16 protein-coding genes and 1 tRNA gene are annotated in these 18,614 nt (G+C 65.1%); 14 read left to right on the top strand and 3 right to left on the bottom strand.

Annotated elements, in window-relative coordinates:
* Positions 1-206: 206 nt before the first annotated feature.
* From CV023_RS14800 to proC, 10 genes are all read left to right on the top strand, one after another.
* Positions 207-1,703 carry an MmgE/PrpD family protein gene (locus tag CV023_RS14800; RefSeq protein ID WP_230747046.1) on the top strand — a complete coding sequence of 499 codons (1,497 nt, stop codon included), beginning with the start codon at positions 207-209 and terminating at the stop codon, positions 1,701-1,703.
* Positions 1,703-2,608, top strand: coding sequence for a methylisocitrate lyase (gene prpB / locus CV023_RS14795; RefSeq protein ID WP_230747044.1), 906 nt, complete (start codon positions 1,703-1,705; stop codon positions 2,606-2,608). The genes CV023_RS14800 and prpB overlap by 1 nt, the downstream gene beginning before the upstream one ends.
* A complete protein-coding gene (locus CV023_RS14790; RefSeq protein WP_230747042.1) occupies positions 2,605-3,726 on the top strand; it encodes a bifunctional 2-methylcitrate synthase/citrate synthase in 1,122 nt (373 codons plus the stop codon). The genes prpB and CV023_RS14790 overlap by 4 nt, the downstream gene beginning before the upstream one ends.
* Before the next feature lie 40 nt (positions 3,727-3,766).
* The gene (locus CV023_RS14785; protein ID WP_230747040.1) at positions 3,767-4,549 is read left to right on the top strand and encodes an enoyl-CoA hydratase/isomerase family protein; all 783 of its coding nucleotides are present in this window, start codon (positions 3,767-3,769) and stop codon (positions 4,547-4,549) included.
* 9 nt (positions 4,550-4,558) lie between these two features.
* Entirely contained in the window at positions 4,559-5,536 is a 978-nt protein-coding gene (locus tag CV023_RS14780) for a Ppx/GppA phosphatase family protein (RefSeq protein WP_230747033.1), read from the top strand.
* A 179-nt stretch (positions 5,537-5,715) separates the two neighbouring features.
* A complete protein-coding gene (locus CV023_RS14775; protein ID WP_230747031.1) occupies positions 5,716-7,434 on the top strand; it encodes a glycerol-3-phosphate dehydrogenase/oxidase in 1,719 nt (572 codons plus the stop codon).
* Between the two features lie 91 nt (positions 7,435-7,525).
* Positions 7,526-8,248 carry an MIP/aquaporin family protein gene (locus CV023_RS14770; protein ID WP_230747015.1) on the top strand — a complete coding sequence of 241 codons (723 nt, stop codon included), beginning with the start codon at positions 7,526-7,528 and terminating at the stop codon, positions 8,246-8,248.
* A 57-nt stretch (positions 8,249-8,305) separates the two neighbouring features.
* The gene (glpK, locus tag CV023_RS14765; RefSeq protein WP_230747012.1) at positions 8,306-9,838 is read left to right on the top strand and encodes a glycerol kinase GlpK; all 1,533 of its coding nucleotides are present in this window, start codon (positions 8,306-8,308) and stop codon (positions 9,836-9,838) included.
* 128 nt (positions 9,839-9,966) lie between these two features.
* Positions 9,967-10,950, top strand: coding sequence for a sugar phosphate isomerase/epimerase family protein (locus CV023_RS14760; RefSeq protein WP_230747008.1), 984 nt, complete (start codon positions 9,967-9,969; stop codon positions 10,948-10,950).
* Positions 10,951-10,980: 30 nt separating this feature from the next.
* Positions 10,981-11,817, top strand: coding sequence for a pyrroline-5-carboxylate reductase (gene proC, locus CV023_RS14755; RefSeq protein WP_230747005.1), 837 nt, complete (start codon positions 10,981-10,983; stop codon positions 11,815-11,817).
* Positions 11,818-11,873: 56 nt separating this feature from the next.
* On the opposite strand, the gene CV023_RS14750 is transcribed toward proC, so the two are convergent.
* The gene (locus CV023_RS14750) at positions 11,874-12,755 is read right to left on the bottom strand and encodes a helix-turn-helix transcriptional regulator (RefSeq protein ID WP_230746998.1); all 882 of its coding nucleotides are present in this window, start codon (positions 12,753-12,755) and stop codon (positions 11,874-11,876) included.
* Between the two features lie 107 nt (positions 12,756-12,862).
* Between CV023_RS14750 and CV023_RS14745 the strand changes: the two genes are divergently transcribed.
* From CV023_RS14745 to CV023_RS14730, 4 genes are all read left to right on the top strand, one after another.
* Positions 12,863-13,204, top strand: coding sequence for a DUF485 domain-containing protein (locus CV023_RS14745; protein ID WP_230746997.1), 342 nt, complete (start codon positions 12,863-12,865; stop codon positions 13,202-13,204).
* A complete protein-coding gene (locus CV023_RS14740; protein ID WP_230746996.1) occupies positions 13,201-14,853 on the top strand; it encodes a solute symporter family protein in 1,653 nt (550 codons plus the stop codon). Before CV023_RS14745 ends, CV023_RS14740 begins: the two co-directional genes overlap by 4 nt.
* Positions 14,854-15,147: 294 nt before the next feature.
* Positions 15,148-16,203: a hypothetical protein gene (locus CV023_RS14735; RefSeq protein ID WP_230746995.1), complete on the top strand. Its 1,056-nt coding sequence runs from the start codon at positions 15,148-15,150 to the stop codon at positions 16,201-16,203.
* A gap of 173 nt (positions 16,204-16,376) precedes the next feature.
* Positions 16,377-16,447, top strand: a tRNA-Gly gene (locus CV023_RS14730).
* Between the two features lie 44 nt (positions 16,448-16,491).
* On the opposite strand, the gene CV023_RS14725 is transcribed toward CV023_RS14730, so the two are convergent.
* Positions 16,492-17,154, bottom strand: coding sequence for a potassium channel family protein (locus tag CV023_RS14725; protein ID WP_230746994.1), 663 nt, complete (start codon positions 17,152-17,154; stop codon positions 16,492-16,494).
* Positions 17,147-18,565: a TrkH family potassium uptake protein gene (locus CV023_RS14720; protein ID WP_230746993.1), complete on the bottom strand. Its 1,419-nt coding sequence runs from the start codon at positions 18,563-18,565 to the stop codon at positions 17,147-17,149. Before CV023_RS14720 ends, CV023_RS14725 begins: the two co-directional genes overlap by 8 nt.
* Positions 18,566-18,614: the final 49 nt, after the last annotated feature.

Raw genomic sequence — 18,614 nt, 5'->3', positions numbered from 1 at the left:
GGCTTCAGCCGGAACCCGGCGGGCCCTGCCGAGTGCCGGGGCTTGGCCTGCTCTTCCGCCCGGTGGTGATCGAGGGGAGGCTTCGGGTAAAGTATCTTGATGTCGAGATAAAATTCCGGCCGATCCGTGACAGCGCAGTGACGTAGCCTACAGTGGTGACCACGACACTCGACCCACACGGTCAAGGACGTTTGAAGGGGAAATCCATGATCAATCATGAAGTCCGCACGCATAAGAGCTCAGAGAACCTGGCTCGCGAAGACCAGCTCGCCTGGAAGATCGCAGAGGTTGCTTCCGACCCGACTCCGGTCGACGCAGACGTCACCGAGATGGTGATCAACCGAGTCATCGACAACGCCTCCGTCGCAGCCGCCTCGGTGCGCCGTTCGGCACCGCTGCACGCTCGCGAGCAGGCCCAAACCCACCGGTTCACCCCCGGCGCCGCAATCTTCGGCCTGCCGCTGAACGAACGCTTCTCCCCGGAATGGGCCGCCTGGGCCAATGGCGTCGCGGTCCGCGAACTCGACTTCCATGACACCTTCCTCGCCGCCGAATACTCCCACCCCGGCGACAACATCCCGCCGATCCTCGCGGTCGCCCAGCATAAGGGCATCGGCGGCAAGGACCTCATCAACGGTGTGGCCACCGGGTACGAGATCCAGGTCGACCTGGTCAAGGGCATGTGCCTGCACGAGCACAAGATCGACCACGTCGCCCACCTCGGCCCCTCGGCCGCGGCCGGAATCGGCGCGATGCTCGGCCTCGACACCGAGGTCACCTTCCAGGCCGTCCAGCAGGCCCTGCACGTGACCACCGCGACTCGCCAGTCCCGCAAGGGCGAGATCTCCTCATGGAAGGCCCACGCCCCTGCGTTCGCCGGCAAGATGGCCGTTGAAGCCGTCGACCGGGCGATGCGCGGCGAGGGCGCACCGAACCCGATCTACGAAGGCGAGGACGGCTTCATCGCCTGGATCCTCTCCGGCCCCGAAGCTCGCTACACCATCCCGCTGCCGGGAGCAGGTGAGGCCAAGCGCGCGATCCTCGACACCTACACCAAAGAGCACTCGGCCGAGTACCAGGCGCAGGCGCTCATCGACCTCGCCCGCAAGCTCGGCGGGGAGATCGAGGACCTGTCGAAGATCAAACGCGTCGTCATCCACACCTCGCACCACACCCACAACGTCATCGGCACCGGCGCCAACGATCCGCAGAAGATGGATCCGAAGGCCAGCCGCGAGACCCTCGACCACTCGATCATGTACATCTTCGCCGTGGCCATGGAGGACCAGGGCTGGCACCACGAGCATTCCTACGCCCCCGAGCGCGCCGACCGCCTGGAGACCGTGGCACTGTGGCACAAGATCGAGACCACCGAAGACAAGGAATGGACCCGCCGGTACCACTCGACCGATCCCAACGAGAAGGCCTTCGGCGGCCGCGTGGAGATCGAATTCGAGGACGGTTCGACGCTGGTCGACGAGATCGCCGTCGCCGATGCCCACCCACTGGGTGCCCGTCCCTTCGCCCGAGCGAACTACATCGAGAAGTTCAAGACCCTCTCCGAGGGCATCCTCACCGGTGCTGAGCAGACCCGCTTCATCGAGCTGGCCGAGAACCTCGAGAGCCTCGACGCCAAAGGCGTGGCCGAACTGTCCTTCGCCGTCGACGGACTCGAGCACAGCGGCTCGAAGGGCATCTTCTGATGCTGGGCGCCACAGCGACCCCGGCCGAGCGTCGGGCGAAGTTCCGCGAACTGCTCGCCGGGGACCAGATCGTCCAGTTCCCCGGAGCCATCAACCCGATCAACGCCCAGATCATCGAGCAGACCGGATTCGAAGGTGTTTACATCTCCGGCGGTGCGTTCTCCGCCGCCATGGGCCTGCCCGACATCGGACTGACCACACTCACCGAGGTGGCCGACCACGGCCGCAACATCGCCCGGGTGACGAACCTGCCGACCTTCATCGACGCCGACACCGGGTGGGGCGAGGCCATGAACGTGGCCCGCACCGTCCAGGAGTTCGAGGACGCCGGGATGTCGGGCATGCACCTCGAGGATCAGGTCAATCCGAAGCGCTGCGGCCACCTCGACGGAAAAGAGGTGGTCACCACCGCCGAGATGTCCAAGCGGATCAAGGCCGCGGCCAAGGGCCGCCGGGACGAGAACTTCGTCATCTGCGCGCGCACCGACTCTCGCGCCGGCGAGGGCTTGGACGCGGCGATCGACCGGGCCAAGGCCTATGCCGACGCCGGAGCGGACATGATCTTCCCGGAGGCCATGCGGGATCTGGGCGAATTCGAGAAGTTCGCCTCCAGCGTGGACGTGCCGATCCTGGCGAACATGACGGAATTCGGAAAGAGCGAGCTGTTCACGACCGAACAGCTGGCGAATGTCGGAGTCAAGCTCGTGATCTACCCGGTCACGACTCTGCGCATCGCCATGGGTGCGATCAAGTCGGGCCTGCAGACGATTCGGGACAAGGGCACTCAGGTGGACCTGCTCGAGGGAATGCAGACTCGTGCGGACCTCTACGACACCATCGACTACGCTGCGTACAACGATTTTGACTCAGCCGTATTCAACTTCTCACAGGAGGGTCACCAGTGACCGAAGAAATCAAGAAGGGACTGGCCGGGGTCGTCGTCGACACCACGGCCGTGTCCAAGGTAGTCCAGGAAACGAATTCGCTGACCTATCGCGGCTACCCCGTGCAGGAGCTCGCCGCCAAGCGCAGCTTCGAAGATGTCGCCTACCTGATCTGGAACGGCGAACTGCCCACCGAGGCTCAGCTCGAGGAGTTCAAGGCCCGGGAGCGCTCTCAGCGGACCGTCGATGACAGGCTGGTCCAGCTCATCCTCGACCTGCCCAAGGACTGCCACCCGATGCACGTGGTGCAGACGGCCGTGTCCTACCTCGGCGCCGTCGATCCTGAGGCCGACGTCGAAGGCGAAGAAGCCAACCTGGCCAAGGCCGAGCGTCTCTACGCCCAGCTGCCGACGATCGTCGCCATCGACCACCGTCGTCGCCACGGACTCGACCCCGTCGCCCCGACGACGGACCTCGGCTACGCCGCGAACTTCTTCAAGATGGTCTTCGATGAGGTTCCCGACGAGGCGGTCGTGCGCTGCTTCGACATCTCGATGATCCTCTACGCCGAGCACTCCTTCAACGCGTCGACCTTCACCACCCGCGTGATCACCTCGACGACGGCCGACCTGTACTCGGCGGTCGCCGGCGGCGTCGGTGCCCTCAAGGGACCCCTGCACGGTGGTGCCAACGAGGCCGTCATGGCGATGCTCGAAGAAGTCGGAACCGCTGACAAGGCATCGGCCTGGATCGACGACGCCCTGGCCAAGAAGGCCAAGATCATGGGCTTCGGGCACCGTGTCTACAAGAACGGCGACTCGCGGGTGCCGACCATGCGCAAGGCCTTCGAGAATATGGTCGAGGCGAAGGGTGCCACCGATCTGCTCGACCTCTACAACGCCTTCGAAGAGGACTTCGTCGGCCGCAAGGGCATCTACCCGAACCTCGACTACCCGTCGGGCCCGGCCTACCACCTGATGGGCTTCGACACCGATCAGTTCACCCCGATCTTCGTCATGGCCCGGATCACCGGCTGGACCGCTCACATCATGGAGCAGCAGGCCAACAACGCCCTGATCCGGCCCTTGAGCGCCTACGACGGTGAAGAGCAGCGCGAAGTTCCGGACAACCGGGGCTGAAGCGGCAGCGCTGAATCGTCACAGCTGAAAGGCTCAACACATGACCGCTGACGGTGCCTACCGTCCGGTCGATCTCGAGGGTTTCGACTTCACCGTCACCGGTGGAGTCGGAACCCTCGTCATCGATCGGGAAGAAAAACGCAACGCCATCTCCCGCCCGATGTGGCGGGCCCTGCCGGACATCATCGCCGGCGTCGATGCCGATGATTCGATCGGCGCCCTGGTGATCACCGGTGCCGCCGGGCATTTCTCCGCAGGTTCCGACATCGCCGATCTCGACGTCCCGCTCGATGATTTCTGGTCCCTCAATTCCACCGCCGAGGCGGCCGTGGCGAATGCGCGGACCGTGACCATCGCGGCCATTGCGGGCAACTGCGTCGGGGGAGGCACCGAGATCGCCGCGGCCTGCGATATCCGCATCGCCGCCCCCGGATCGATCTACGGCGTCACCGCAGCGAAGCTCGGGCTCGTCTACCCGCCGGGACCGACCCGCCGACTGGCCAAAGTCCTCGGCGACGCCTGGGCCAGATACCTGCTCACCACCGCCTCGATCGTCTCCTTCGATCAGATGCGCGAGCTCGGATTCTTCCACGAGGTTTCAGAGGCCCCGCTGGCTGCGGCGCAGTCGCTGGGGGAGCGGATCTCTGCGCAGTCCCGGCTCAGTCAGATCGGGGCCAAGGCCGTGCTCGCCGGCGAACTCGACACCGCTGCGCCCCCGGCGTGGCTCGACGAGGCGTACCGGGCGGAGATCGCTCGCGGCCAGGAGGCCTTCTTCGCCAAGCGGTCGCCCGAGTTCGACTTCCGCGGCTCGGACTGGCGCTAAACTGAGCGAATGCGCCTAGCCGTTCTGGACATCGGGTCCAACAGCGTCCACCTGCTTGTCGTCGACGCTCATGTCGGAGCCCCGCCTCTGCCTGCAACCTCCCATAAGGAGGTGCTGCGTCTGGCCGAGTACTTGGGCGATGACGGTGAGATCTCCGCGGAGGGGCAGGAGCGTCTGCACAGCTTCATCGCCGAGGCGGTCGAGATCGCCGAGGACCAGGGTTCGGAGCAGATCCTCGCCTTCGCCACCTCGGCGGTCAGGGACGCCCCGAATGGAAACAGTCTGATCGAGTCGATCAACTCCCAGCTCGGGGTCACCCTCAACGTCATGTCGGGCAAGGACGAGGCCCGGGTGACCTTCCTCGCCGCGCGTCGCTGGTTCGGCTGGTCGGCCGGCAAGATCCTGCTGTTCGACATCGGCGGCGGTTCGCTCGAGATCGCGGCCGGACAGGACGAGTACCCGCAGGCGGCGGTGTCGATTCCGCTCGGCGCCGGTCGCACCTATTCCGATTTCCTGCCCGATCCGCTGCCCAGCGAGGACGACATCCACCAGCTGCGCAAATACGCGCGCTCCCAGATCGGCCGCATCGCCGGCAAGGTCAACCGCGTCGGCACCCCGGACCATGTCGTGGGCTCCTCGAAGACCATTCGGTCCCTGGCCCGGATCGCCGGAGCCGCCCCGAGCGGGGACGGCATCTACGCTCCGCGCAAGCTCTTCCGCCGGGACCTCGCCGGCATCATCGACACCTTGGCTGCGCGGACCCCGGAGGAGCGGGCGACCCTGCCGGGAGTCTCGCAGGCCCGGGCCGGTCAGGTGCTCGCGGGAGCCATCGTGGCCGAGGCGGCCTTCACGATCTTCGACGTGGGAGTCATGAGCATCTCTCCCTGGGCGCTGCGCGAAGGCATCATCATGCGCAAACTCGACCTGCTCGACTCCGCCGAGACCTCCTCGGCGATGCGTGTCGAACCGGTCGGCGGACTCGACTGACCCACGGATCGCGGCCGACAGAGCCGGATAACCGGACGTTTTCTCTTCTGTGCGGACAGTTTCACTTCTGCTCATTGCCTGTTAGGTTCTTCATATCTACCGAACTTCGCCCCACAGAGTCGGTCGGAAGACGATAATGGTGGATGTCCGAACGTTTGATAGAAGGAACAGAACAGTCAATGCGAAATGGCGAACTCTCCCCATCGTTCCGTGATCAGTCCCTGCAGATGCTGCAGAACACCACCGCCTCCGATCCCCTCGACGTCTTCGTCGTCGGGGGAGGAGTGACCGGAGCGGGATCGGCCTTCGACGCTGCGACACGTGGTCTCAAGGTCGGCGTCGTCGATGCGAAGGACTGGGCCTCCGGCACCTCCTCACGCTCCTCGAAGCTCATGCACGGCGGACTGCGCTATCTCGAGATGCTCGACTTCAAGCTCGTCGCCGAGGCACTCAAGGAACGCGATCTGCTGCTCACCCACACCGCGCCCCACCTCGTCGAACCCGTCGCCTTCGTCTTCCCATTCGAGCACCGCCTCATCGACCGGGCCTTCATCGGCTCCGGCGTCCTCCTCTACGACACGATGGCCACACGCCCGGGACGCAAGCGGGCCGTGCCCATGCACCGGCACCTGAGCAAGAAGGCCCTGAGCTCGCACTTCCCGGGCCTGGCCGATGACGCCGCGGTCGGTGCGCTCGAATACTACGACGCGAAGGTCGACGACGCCCGCTTTGTCATGACCCTGGTACGCTCGGCGGTCAGCTACGGCGCTGCCGCGGCCAACCACGTCTCCGTCATCGACTACCTCCATGACGGTGATCAGGTCACCGGTGTCCGCGCCCGTGACGAGCTCACCGGCACCGAATTCGACATCCACGCCAAGCGCACGATCCTCGCCGGCGGGGTCTGGACCGAGGAGCAGCAGGACCTGGCGAACGCCGACGCGGGACTGAAGGTGCTCGCGTCCAAGGGCGTGCACATCACCGTCGCCCAGGACAAGATCAAGGCCGATCCGGGCACGGGCATCATCTCGAAGACCGAGAAGTCCGTGCTCTTCGTCATTCCCTGGGAGGGCTACTGGGTCATCGGCACCACAGACACGCCGTGGAACGAGGACGTGGACGTGCCGGTGGCGACCGAGAACGACATCGACTACCTGCTCGAACACGCGAACGCGATCCTCGCCGACAAGCTCACCCGAGACGACATCATCGGCGTCTACTCGGGTCTGCGTCCGCTGCTCCAGCCGGTAGTCAAGGAGGGTCAGGCCTCGACGAAGGTCTCCCGCGAACACACTGTGATGGAGGTCGAGCCTGCGCTGGCCGCGATCGCCGGCGGCAAGTTCACCACCTACCGGGTGATGGCCGAGGACGCCGTGGACTTCGTGCTCGGCGACGATGCCAAGGATCGCCGCTCGCTGACCGAGTCGGTGCCGTTGCTCGGCGCCCAAGGTGTGGGTGCCGTGCGTCGCGGGGAGTCCGGAATCGCAGAGAAGTACGGCTGGGACACCGACCGGGTCAAGCGCCTCATCCGCCGTTACGGAACCCTGCTCGAGGACCTTCTCGACCTCGTCGACGACGATCCCGAGCTCGGCCGTGAGCTGGAGGGCGCCGAGCGCTACCTGCGCGTCGAGGCCCACTACGCGGCCGCCTCGGAGGGTGCGGTCCACCTCTCCGACATCCTGGAGCGACGGATGCGCCTGAACTACGAAGTCAGGGACCGGGGCAAGAACGCCGCCGAGGCGGTCGCCGCCATCGTCGCCCCGCTGCTGGGCTGGGACGCCGAGAAGCAGGCCGCCGAGGTCGCGGACTTCAAGGCCCACGTCGACGCCCAGATCGCCGCAGAGTCGATGGGTCACGATGCGGAGGCGGCGGCACTCGCAGAAGAGTCCCTGGCCTGAGGTCTGAGAAGTCCAATCGAATAGCGACAACTGAATAGCAACTGTCATGGAAATACCCGCGAGCAGGACAAACAATAGGAGTTTGTGAGATATGGGTACTATCTTCCTCTATGAGATCGGCGGCACCGCCATGCTCATCCTCCTTGGCGTCGGAGTCGTCGCCAATGTGGTGCTGGGCAAGACGAAAGGCAACGGGGGAGGCTGGCTGCTGATCTCGTTCGGTTGGGGCCTTGCGGTCTTTGCTGGTGTGTTCGTCGCCTACAAGACCGGCGCTCACCTCAACCCTGCGGTGACCTTCGGCATCCTCGCCAGCGGAGCCGATGAGTACGCGCCGGGCATCGCCGTGACCTTCGGCAACACCATCGCCTATCTCGCCGCCGAGATGATCGGTGCGATGATCGGTGCCTTCCTCGCCTGGGCCGTGTACAAGAAGCACTACGACGAGGAGAAGGAGGCCGGGAACATCCTCGGCACCTTCTCCACCGGTCCGGAGATCCGCAGCTACGGCTGGAACTTCGTCACCGAGGTCATCGCCACCTTCGTCCTCGTCTTCGTCATCCTGCTCTTCGGCGGGACCCCGCACGGACTGGGACCCTTGGCCGTCGGCCTGCTCGTCGTCGTCATCGGTGCTTCCCTCGGCGGTCCGACCGGCTACGCGATCAACCCGGCCCGTGACCTCGGTCCGCGCATCGTCCACGCCCTGCTGCCGATCCCGAACAAGGGCAGCTCGGACTGGGCGTACTCGTGGGTCCCGATCGCCGGACCGCTGGTCGGCGGAATTATCGCCGGTGTGGCCTCGCGGATCTTCATCTGAGCTATCTGAGCTGAGCACAGCAGCACAGTCCGAACCACCTCGACACAGGAGTCAAGAATGAGCCAGGAAAAGTACATCCTCGCAATCGACCAGGGAACCACCTCGTCGCGGGCGATCGTGTTCGACCACGAGGGACAGATCGTGTCCTCGGGCCAGCTCGAGCACGAGCAGATCTTCCCCCGCGCCGGCTGGGTCGAACACGACCCGACGGAGATCATCAAGAACACGAACGAAGCGATCGGCCAGGCGCTGAGCAGGGCCAACATCAACAGGCACCAGCTCGAGGGCATCGGCATCACCAACCAGCGTGAGACCACGGTGGTCTGGAACAAGAACACCGGCGAACCCGTCTACAACGCCATCGTCTGGCAGGACACCCGCACCCAGAAGGTCTGCGACGAGCTCGCCGGAGACGAAGGACCCGATAAGTACAAGGACCGAGTGGGTCTGCCCCTGGCCACCTACTTCGCGGGACCGAAGGCCAAGTGGATCTTCGACAACGTCGACGGGGTCAAGGAAGCCGCCGAGGCCGGTGACCTGCTCTTCGGCACCATGGACACCTGGGTGATCTGGAACCTCACCGGCGGCACCAACGGGGGAGTCCACGTCACCGACGTCACGAACGCCTCGCGGACGATGCTGATGAACATCGACACCCTCGACTGGAACGAGGACATCGCCTCCGAGATGGGGATCCCGGTCTCCATGCTGCCCGAGATCCGGTCCTGCTCCGAGATCTACGGCTACGGTGCGAAGAACGGGCTGATCATCGACACCCCGATCTGCGGCATCCTCGGCGATCAGCAGGCGGCGACCTTCGGGCAGGCCTGCTTCGAGAAGGGCCAGGCCAAGAACACCTACGGCACCGGCAACTTCATGCTCATCAACACCGGCACCGAGCCCGTGGCCAGTAAGAACGGTCTGCTCACAACCGTGGCCTACAAGATCGGCGACGCCGAGGCGGTCTACGCCCTGGAGGGATCCGTTGCGGTCACCGGTTCGCTGGTGCAGTGGATCCGCGACAACCTGGGCCTGATCAAGGACGCCCCGGAGGTCGAGACCCTGGCCAAGCAGGTCGAGGACAACGGCGGCTGCTACATCGTCCCGGCATTCTCCGGTCTCTTCGCCCCGCACTGGGAATCCGATGCCCGCGGCATCATCGTCGGCCTCACCCGCTATGTGAATAAGAATCACATCGCCCGTGCGGCTCTCGAGTCCGTGGCCTTCCAGTCCCGTGAGGTCCTCGATGCGATGAACCTCGACTCGGGCGTCAAACTCACCGAGCTCAAGGTCGACGGCGGCATGGTCGCCAACGAGACGCTCATGCAGTTCCAGGCCGACCTCCTCGGCGTTCCCGTCATCCGTCCCGAGGTCGTCGAGACCACGGCCCTGGGTGCGGCCTATGCGGCCGGAATCGCTGTGAAGTTCTGGAACGGCGAAGAGGACGTCAAGGCCAACTGGCACGAGGACAAGCGCTGGAACCCCGAGATGGACGAGGAGAAGGTCGACCGCGTCTACCGGCTCTGGTCCAAGGCGGTCGACAAGTCGAAGAAGTGGGTCGACGAGGACGTCGAAGAACTCTACGGCTGATCCCCACCACCACTGCTACCCGACGGGGGCTGAGCTACCTGGCGCCAGGTAGCTCAGCCCCCGTCGGGTAGCAGTGGGAGGGGCGGTTCTGAGCAAACGTGGAATTTCGGGGCGTTAAAATGGAGTCGATGAGCAGCTCGAAGCGGTCGAAGTCCCAGCGCAAGGTGTACACCACCAAGAATTCCGCGCGCTCGAATTCCCGGCGCCATCGCAACTACTTCGACTCTCACGAGGTCTACGACCACGACGCCCACCACGTCTCCGAACATCCCATCCGGCTCGGTCTCTCCAGCTCCTCGGTGTCCCCGATGACCGTGGAGGAGACCTTCGCCCAGGCGGCCAAGCACGGCTACGACGGCGTCGAGATCATGGTCACCCACAACGCCGAGACCCGCGACGTCGACCTCATCAACGGCCTCGCCGCCGACACCGGCCTCGAGGTCATGTCGCTGCACGCTCCGACCCTGCTGTTCCTGCCCCGGGTCCTCCACAAAGACCACTGGGAGAAGCTGCGGATCACCGCGAACCTCGCCAAGGAGGTCGGCGCCACGACCGTCGTCCTCCATCCGCCCTTCCGCTGGCAGGGCGAATACGCGCTCGGCTTCGTCGACGGGGTCCGTCAGGTCTCCGAGGAGACCGGAGTCGCACTCGCCGTGGAGAACATGTACCCATGGCGGGCGGGCCTGCGGGAGATCCTCGTCTACTACCCGGACTGGAATCCGCTCGACGAGGACTACGACAACCTCACCTTCGACTTCTCCCATGCCTCCACGGCCGGGATGAACGCGGTCGACACCGTCGCCGAGATCTTCGACAAACTCCGCCACGTCCACCTCACCGACGGCTCCGGCTCGCTCAAGGACGAACACCTCGTCCCCGGCGCCGGCACCATGCCGGTGGCGGAGACGCTGCAGTACCTGGCCAAACACGACTGGTCCGGCGACGTGGTCGTCGAGGTCAACACCCGCTTCCAGCGCAAGCAGTCGACCCGGGAGCAGATGCTCGCCGATTCGATCGCCTTCGCCCGCAAACATCTCGGACTCAACGACCGCGGTCCGCACCGCAACTCCGGCAGCCATGTGCGCACCTCGGATCGCACCGGGAAGAACTGAACCACACGCAATGAGAAAGGCAGGTCCGAATTGACCTCCATCGCCTCCATCGGCACGGGAAACATGGGCACGGCACTGATCAAAGGCATCCTCAGCGCCGACGAGAACCTCGAGGTCAGGGCCACCACGAATTCGGCCGCCTCGGCGCAGAAGCTCTCGACCGAACTCCCGAACGCCACGGTCACCGCCGTGGAGGACGATCCCGAGGCCAATCGGAAGGCCGCCGCCGGTGCGGACTTCGTCCTCCTCGGCGTCAAACCCTGGATGATGGCAGAGACGCTGCGCGATCTCGCCGCCGAACTCGACCCGCAGGCCGTGCTCGTGTCCATGGCGGCCGGCGTCGCGTCCGCCGACCTGGCGGTCCTTGCGCCGGGCAACCCGATCGTCCGGATCATGCCGAACACCCCCAGCTCCATCGGCCACGGCGTCATCGCGCTGGCCCCCGACGCCGAGGTGGACTCCGCCACCGTCAAGACCCTGCACACCCTGCTGTCCGGAGCGGGGCTCGTCGTCGAACTCTCCGAATCCGAGATCCCCGCGATGACCGGGATCTCCGGGTCCGGTGTCGCCTACTTCTTCCTTCTGGCCGAAGCGATGATCGCCGCCGGGGTGAAGATGGGACTGAGCGAGGAGAGCGCGAAGCAGATGGTCGTGGCCACCGCAGACGGCGCCGGGCGACTGCTCAGCGAGAAGCCAGACCCGGCCGCGCAGCGCCAGGCCGTGAGCAGCAAGGGCGGGACCACCCTGGCCGGGCTCTCACAGTTCCTCGACTCCGGAATCTTCGACATCGCCGAGGCGGCCGCCCGTGCCGCCGGTGACCGCTCCCTTGAGATGGAGCGGGAGAACTCCGAGGTCATCAACGGCTGAGTGCCCAGCGGCGGCTGTTGGGTCAGCAGCGACGCAGCCGTGAGCGCAGCCGTCCTTCAGGGCAGGATGCTCGAGGATCGAGCGATCGACACGGCTTCGTGCCGGGTCCTGGCCGAGAGTTTGACCATGGCGGTGTTGAGATAGGACTTCACCGTCGACTCACGGAGCTTCAGCGCCTCGGCGATCCTGGCATTCGACCATCCCAGGGCGACGTGGGAGAGGATGTCCGTCTCCCTGGGAGACAGGCTCACCTTCGACGTCGGGGTCGGAACCAGGTCCGGATTGTGGCCGGAGAGGATGTCCGCGAGCCGGTTCTCCACCGAGGACAGACGGTCCCTTGTCTCGTCGTCGGCGAGCTCGGAGCGGATGGCGCGCAGTTCGGCGTAGGTGTGGCGCAGCGCCTCGCGGCTGGACGCATCGAGGTCGGAGTAACGCTGCTCGGGCTCCGGGACCGCCTTGCGCAGTGAGGGCTGTCCGAGCCGTCCGAGGTCGACCGAGAGCTGCCGAACCCGCTTGACCAGATCACCGGTCTGCTGAGCGGCCGCGGCATAGTCGCTGCGGTGACCGCAATAGACCATCCCCGTCACGTCTCCGCCGCGAAGGGTGGGCACGGCGATGAGCACCTTGATCCCCTCGCCCAGAACCTCTTCGTCATAGTGGTGGGTGATGAAGGGATCGATCTCGTAGTCTCTGGTCAGCTGCGGCGTTCCCTCGGTCATCGCGCGTCCGCCCAATCCGCGCCCGGTGCTCACGACCAGTGACGAGAGTCTGTCCTTGCCGGCGCCGGCGACAGCCTCGACGGCGACCGAGTCCTCTTCGACCATCCCGCCGAACACGACATCGCCCGTTCCGCTGCGATGCAGGGAGTCGACTGCTTCGACGAACAGCCGGCGGGTCTCGGCCTTGAGCACCCGGGTTTCTCTGCCTTTCGCATTCATGTGAATAAGCTACCAACTTTCGGTGGTATTCCCCAGTACATACTGAGCGTTAGTTTGAACGTATGTGATCCAGACCACCGTAGTTCTGCACATATGAAGGAGAAGCTATGACCGATCCTGCCACCCAGCGGGTCGACTTCCTCGCCGAAGAGGACGATCCCGCTTTCAAGGCGCTCAAGCGCAAGAGATTCTCAGTGGTGATACCGCTGTCGATCGCATTCCTGGCGTGGTACTTCCTCTACGTCATCCTCAGCACCTACGCCCATGACTTCATGTCGACGAAGGTTGCGGGCGAAATCAATGTCGGGCTGGTCCTCGGGCTCCTGCAGTTCGTCTCGACGTTCGCGATCACGATGTTCTACGTCTCGTTCGCCAACAAGAAGCTCGACCCGCCGGCCTCGCAGATCCGTGAGCGCCTGCAGCGGGAGTCGGAAGGACACACCTCATGAGCACATTGGCCATCGGAGACCTCTTCGCATCCGGAGTCGATCTCGTCTCCCAGGGTGTGACCGAGGTCGAGAACAACCCGGTCCTCAACATCACGATCTTCGCCGCCTTCGTCGCGGTGACCATGTTCATCGTGCTGCGGGCCAGCCGCAACAACAAGTCCGCCTCCGACTACTATGCCGGCGGTCGGTCGTTCACCGGCCCCCAGAACGGGTTCGCGATCTCCGGCGACTATCTCTCGGCGGCATCCTTCCTCGGCATCTGCGGGGCCATCGCCGTCAACGGCTACGACGGATTCCTCTATTCGATCGGCTTCCTCGTCGCCTGGCTCGTCGCTCTGCTCATCGTCGCCGAGCTCATGCGCAACACCGGCAAGTTCACCATGGCCGATGTGCTCTCGTTCCGCCTCAAGCAGCGGCCCGTGCGCATGGCGGCGGCGCTGTCGACACTCGCCGTGTGCTTCTTCTACCTGCTCGCGCAGATGGCCGGAGCCGGCGGACTCGTCTCGCTGCTGATGGGAATCGACAGCAAGGTCGGCCAGTCGCTGGTCGTCGCCGTCGTCGGCGCGCTGATGATCATCTACGTGCTCGTCGGCGGAATGAAGGGCACCACCTGGGTGCAGATCGTCAAGGCGGTCCTGCTCATCGCCGGTGCCGGTGCGATGACCATCTGGGTGCTCGCGCTCAACGGCTTCAATCTCTCGACCCTGCTGGCCTCCGCGGCGGACAATGCGGCCGAGGGTGTCGGCGAGGCCGTGCTCAATCCGGGTCTGCAGTACGGGGAGAACCCGCTCGACTTCATCTCCCTGGCGCTCGCCCTGGTGCTCGGCACGGCGGGACTGCCGCACGTGCTCATGCGCTTCTACACGGTACCCACGGCCAAGGAGGCCCGGCGTTCCGTGGTGTGGGCGATCTGGCTCATCGGCGCCTTCTACCTCTTCACCCTCGTCCTCGGCTACGGTGCCGCCGCGCTCGTCGGCGCCGATGCGATCAAGGAAGCCCCGGGCGGAGTGAACTCAGCGGCACCGCTGTTGGCACTCCACCTCGGCGGGCCCATCCTGATGGGCTTCATCTCCGCGGTGGCCTTCGCGACGATCCTCGCCGTGGTCGCGGGGCTGGCGATCACCGCCGCGGCCTCGTTCGCTCACGACATCTACGCCAATGTCATCAAGAAGGGCAAGGTCGAGGACTCGGAGGCCGAGGTCAAGATCGCCCGTCGCACGGTCATCGTCATCGGCGCCGTCGCGATCATCGGCGGCATCGGCGTGCAGGGTCAGAACATCGCATTCCTCGTCGCCCTGGCCTTCGCGGTCGCGGCGAGCGCGAACCTGCCGACGATCATCTACTCGCTGTTCTGGAAGCGCTTCACCACCCGCGGTGCGGTGTGGTCGATCTACGGCGGCCTCGGTTCGGCGATCCTGCTCATCGCCTTCTCCCCGGTCGTCTCCGGTTCGGAGACCGCGATGATCCCGGGCGCCGACTTCGTGATCTTCCCGCTGTCGAATCCGGGAATCATCTCGATTCCGCTCGGGTTCATCCTCGGCTGGATCGGATCGATCTCCGACCGGACCGTCGAGAGCCCGGAGTTGGCCGCGGAGATGGACGTCCGCGCTCACACCGGCTTCGGCGCCGAGGAGGCCGTGGAGCACTAGCGCCGTCGCGCCCTCGCCGACAACCGCTCGCCAGAAGTCCCTGTGTACCGGACTAGTTCCGTGCGCAGGGACTTCTGGCGAGCGGTTGTGCATGGCTGGAGCCCATTCGCCGAACTTCCGGTCGTTTGCCGCACCTTTCTGCGCCACTTCCTGGCCAGGCATGGCCCACTCGAGGCAGATCGGCTGGGGATAGGAGCCGGACTCGCGTGCAGATTGCCTGTGGATGGGGAAGCGGTTTCCCCAAGGGGATCTGCCGTCGTTGCCCCCATTCGCCGCTGCCAGGATGATCAGTGGATGTACAACGTCGTGCGAACCTCCGAACTGCGCAGCCACGGAAGCAACAGCAGGCTCATCTCACACGCGATCGGCTGCTGCCTTCTCAAACTGACCTATGGAATGTACTCGATCATTCGCCGCTGCGGTCGATCCGAGCACCGGCCGATCGCAGCCCTCATCAGTGACGAGGCGTGGATCGCAATGGTGCGAGAGGAGACGGACAAGTCGGGGCGGCGAAGCTACAGACTTCTCGACACGATCGAGAAGCTGCGTGTGGCCTCGTACCCTCACTACTGGCCCGATGACGTCGTCTGGGGGAGTTCGGCGGCGTTCATCCACGAGCTTCCTCTGTATCGTCCGCCTCGGGGACGGGTCCGCATCGCCAATCCTTCCCGGCGCGGTGCCAGTCGAGACATCACTCGCACGACGAGGCCGATACCGGAGGAGGATGTGGTTCGGATCGGCAAGATGGCGCTGACCTCTCCGATTCGCACCGGCTTCGACCTCGTCGGACAGCTCGGGGAAGCCGAGGGGTTTGCGGCACTGGAATCATGCCTGCGGCTGAGGGTGTTCGGCTCGGCGAAGGCGGCCGATCACGCAGCTCGCGTGGGATACGCGCCCGATACCGCGAGGCTCGCGCAGGGAGTCGTCGAGCAGGACTTCGCTCCCGTGCTCGACCGGCTGACAAAGGGCCGGAAGCGTGCAGCGCATCTGGCCTCGATCATCGGTCCGTTCTCCGAGAGCTATGCGGAGAGCCGCTGTTCGTACAACCTTCGTCTGCTCAAGCTGACCGGCTTCGAACAGCAAGTCGACATTGTCGATGCGGGGCGGACGATCGCGCGTGTCGATTTTCTGCACCGCGAGACGAAGACGATCGTCATGGTCGATGGAGTGACCAAATATGCCGACAACGGCTTTCCGCTCATGCAGAAGGAGGCGCTGCAGACGAATCGGCTCATCGCGATGGGATATCGGATCGTCAGGCTCACCTTCGCCGATGCGACACGGCTGGAGGACTGTGCGACGCGACTGTTCGGTCAAGTGCCCCAGCTGCGCGGCTTCCAGATCCGCTGATGCGGCGAAACCGCCGCGCTGCCCGCAACGCCCGGGTCAACCGCTTGCCAGAAGACCGAGTGTCACGGACAAGTACATGGCACAGGGACTTCTTCCCAGCGGTTGTGGCTGAGCGAGCTCGCCGAGGCTGTACACTGGTGGCGAGTCGTTCGACCCCAGGTCAGACACGATTCGCGGGCGTAGCTTAATGGTAGAGCTTCGGCTTCCCAAGCCGACGACGCGGGTTCGATTCCCGTCGCCCGCTCTCTTTGTGCCCGCACAGCGCGGCAAGTCTGCGCCAACCCGCCCCTACGGCCGGCCGGCGAAGCGACCGAGCAGCTCGACGTGGCCGGCGACGATGAGCAGATCCTGTTTGCCCACACGTGTCGTCGGCTCCGCATAGGTGAAGTCGCGACCGGGACTCTTGATGCCCACGATCGTCACACCGTACTTGTCGCGCACTCCCGATTCGCTGAGCGTGAACCCCTGGATCTCTCGGGGCGGACGCATCTTCACGACCGCGAAGTGGCCCTCGTCGAACTCGATGTACTCCATCATCCGCGAACTCACGAGGTGCGCCACCCGTCTGCCGGCATCGGATTCGGGGTAGAGGACGTGGTGGGCGCCGATACGGTGGAGGATCTTGCCGTGCGAGGGCGAGATCGCCTTCGCCCATACCTGACCCACGCCCAGGTCGACGAGGTTGGCCGTCGTCAGCACGCTGTCCTCGATCGAGGTGCCGATGCCGACCACGGCGGTGGAGAAGTCACCGGCCCCGACCTGTCGCAGGGCATCGATGTTCGTGGCATCGGCCTCGACGACGTGGGTGAGCTTGCCGCTCCAGTCCTTGACGAGTTCGGCGCTGTGCTCGATAGCCATCACCTCCCGGCCCAGCTTGGCCAGGGTCGCCGCCGTCGACGACCCGAAGCGTCCGAGCCCGATGACCAGGATTGAGGTGTTCTCGTTAGCCAACGACCGGCCTTTCTTCGGGATAGCGGTACAGACGGACCGTGTCCTGCATGGACAGGGCCGCCGCAAGTGTAATCGTACCCAGACGTCCGATGAGCATGATCACCGAGAGCACGTACAGCCCGGATTCGGACACGGAGGCCGAGACTCCGGAGCTCAGACCCACCGTGCCGAAGGCGGAGATCACCTCGAACAGCACCCGGTCGAGCGGTTCGGCGCTGATCTGGAGCATCAGCAGGGTGCCGATGAAGACGATGGTCGCGCCGGTGAGCAGGATCGAGATCGAGAGCTTGATCGTCGAGGAGGTCAGCCGCCGCCCGAACACGTGCACATCCTGCATTCCTCTGGCCTCGGCGAGGGCGGCGAGGACCAGCACCGCGACCGTAGTGACCTTGATCCCGCCGGCCGTGGACGAGGATCCGCCGCCGATGAACATCATCAGGTCCATGAGCAGGTGGGAGGCCTGGCTCATGTCCGCGATCTCCATCGTCGCGAACCCGCCCGAACGCGGCATCACCGCCATGAACAGGACCTCGACGAAGGTGTGCCCGGCCCCTTTGTCCCCGAGCGTGGCGGGGTTCGCGGACTCGAAGATCAGCAGGAAGAGCAGACCGATCGCGAGCACCGCGGTCGTCGTCGTCAGCGTCAGCTTGGTGTGCAGGTCCCAGCGCTTCGGATGGTTCCATTGGATGGCGATCATCAGCACGACCGGGAAGCCGAGGGCGCCGACGAAGACTCCGAGCATGAGCAGGGACAGGATCCAAGGATCCGAGGCGAAGTAGGCCCCGCCGCCCGGGTGGATGGTGAAGCCGGCGTTGTTGAACGCCGAGATCGAGTAGAACACCGAATACCAGACGGCATCGCCGAGGCTCTCCCCGCGGATGAGGAACCGCGGGAACAGGAGCAGCGCCAGGATCGCCTCGGCGGTGACGATGGTGATGACCACGGTCTTGAGAAGTGTGCCGACCTGGCCCAAGTTGAGCGCCGAGGTGGCCTGCTGGGCGATCAGCCGCTGCCGCACGCCGAGGCGGCGGGACACCGCCATCCCCAGCACCGAGGCGAGGGTGAGGATCCCGAGACCGCCGACCTGGATGCCGGCGGTGATGACCGAGACGCCGAAGTCCGACCAGTAGCTCTCCGTGACAACCGGGGTCAGCCCGGTCACGCACACCGCGGAGACCGCGACGAACACGGCATTGGCGATGTGCTCGGCCTGTCCGACCGAACCCGGGTCGCGCATGCTCGCCGGGAGCATCAGCAGGATCGCGAACAGCGCCACCACGGCGAGGAAGGAGCCGATGGCCAGGCGTGCGGGGGAGGCGACGGCGAGGTCGTCGACGAAGTCGCGGACCCACCGGCCGGGCCGCAGCAGCCGATCGAAGCGCTGCGAGGAATTCTTGGACACAAGCACCATGTTAGATCTCCGCAGACGGGAATCAGATCTCCGCGGACGGGAATCAGAT

Source organism: Brevibacterium sp. CCUG 69071, assembly GCF_021023135.1.
Taxonomy (GTDB): Bacteria; Actinomycetota; Actinomycetes; order Actinomycetales; family Brevibacteriaceae; genus Brevibacterium.
This window is presented reverse-complemented; position numbering and strand designations above follow the sequence as displayed.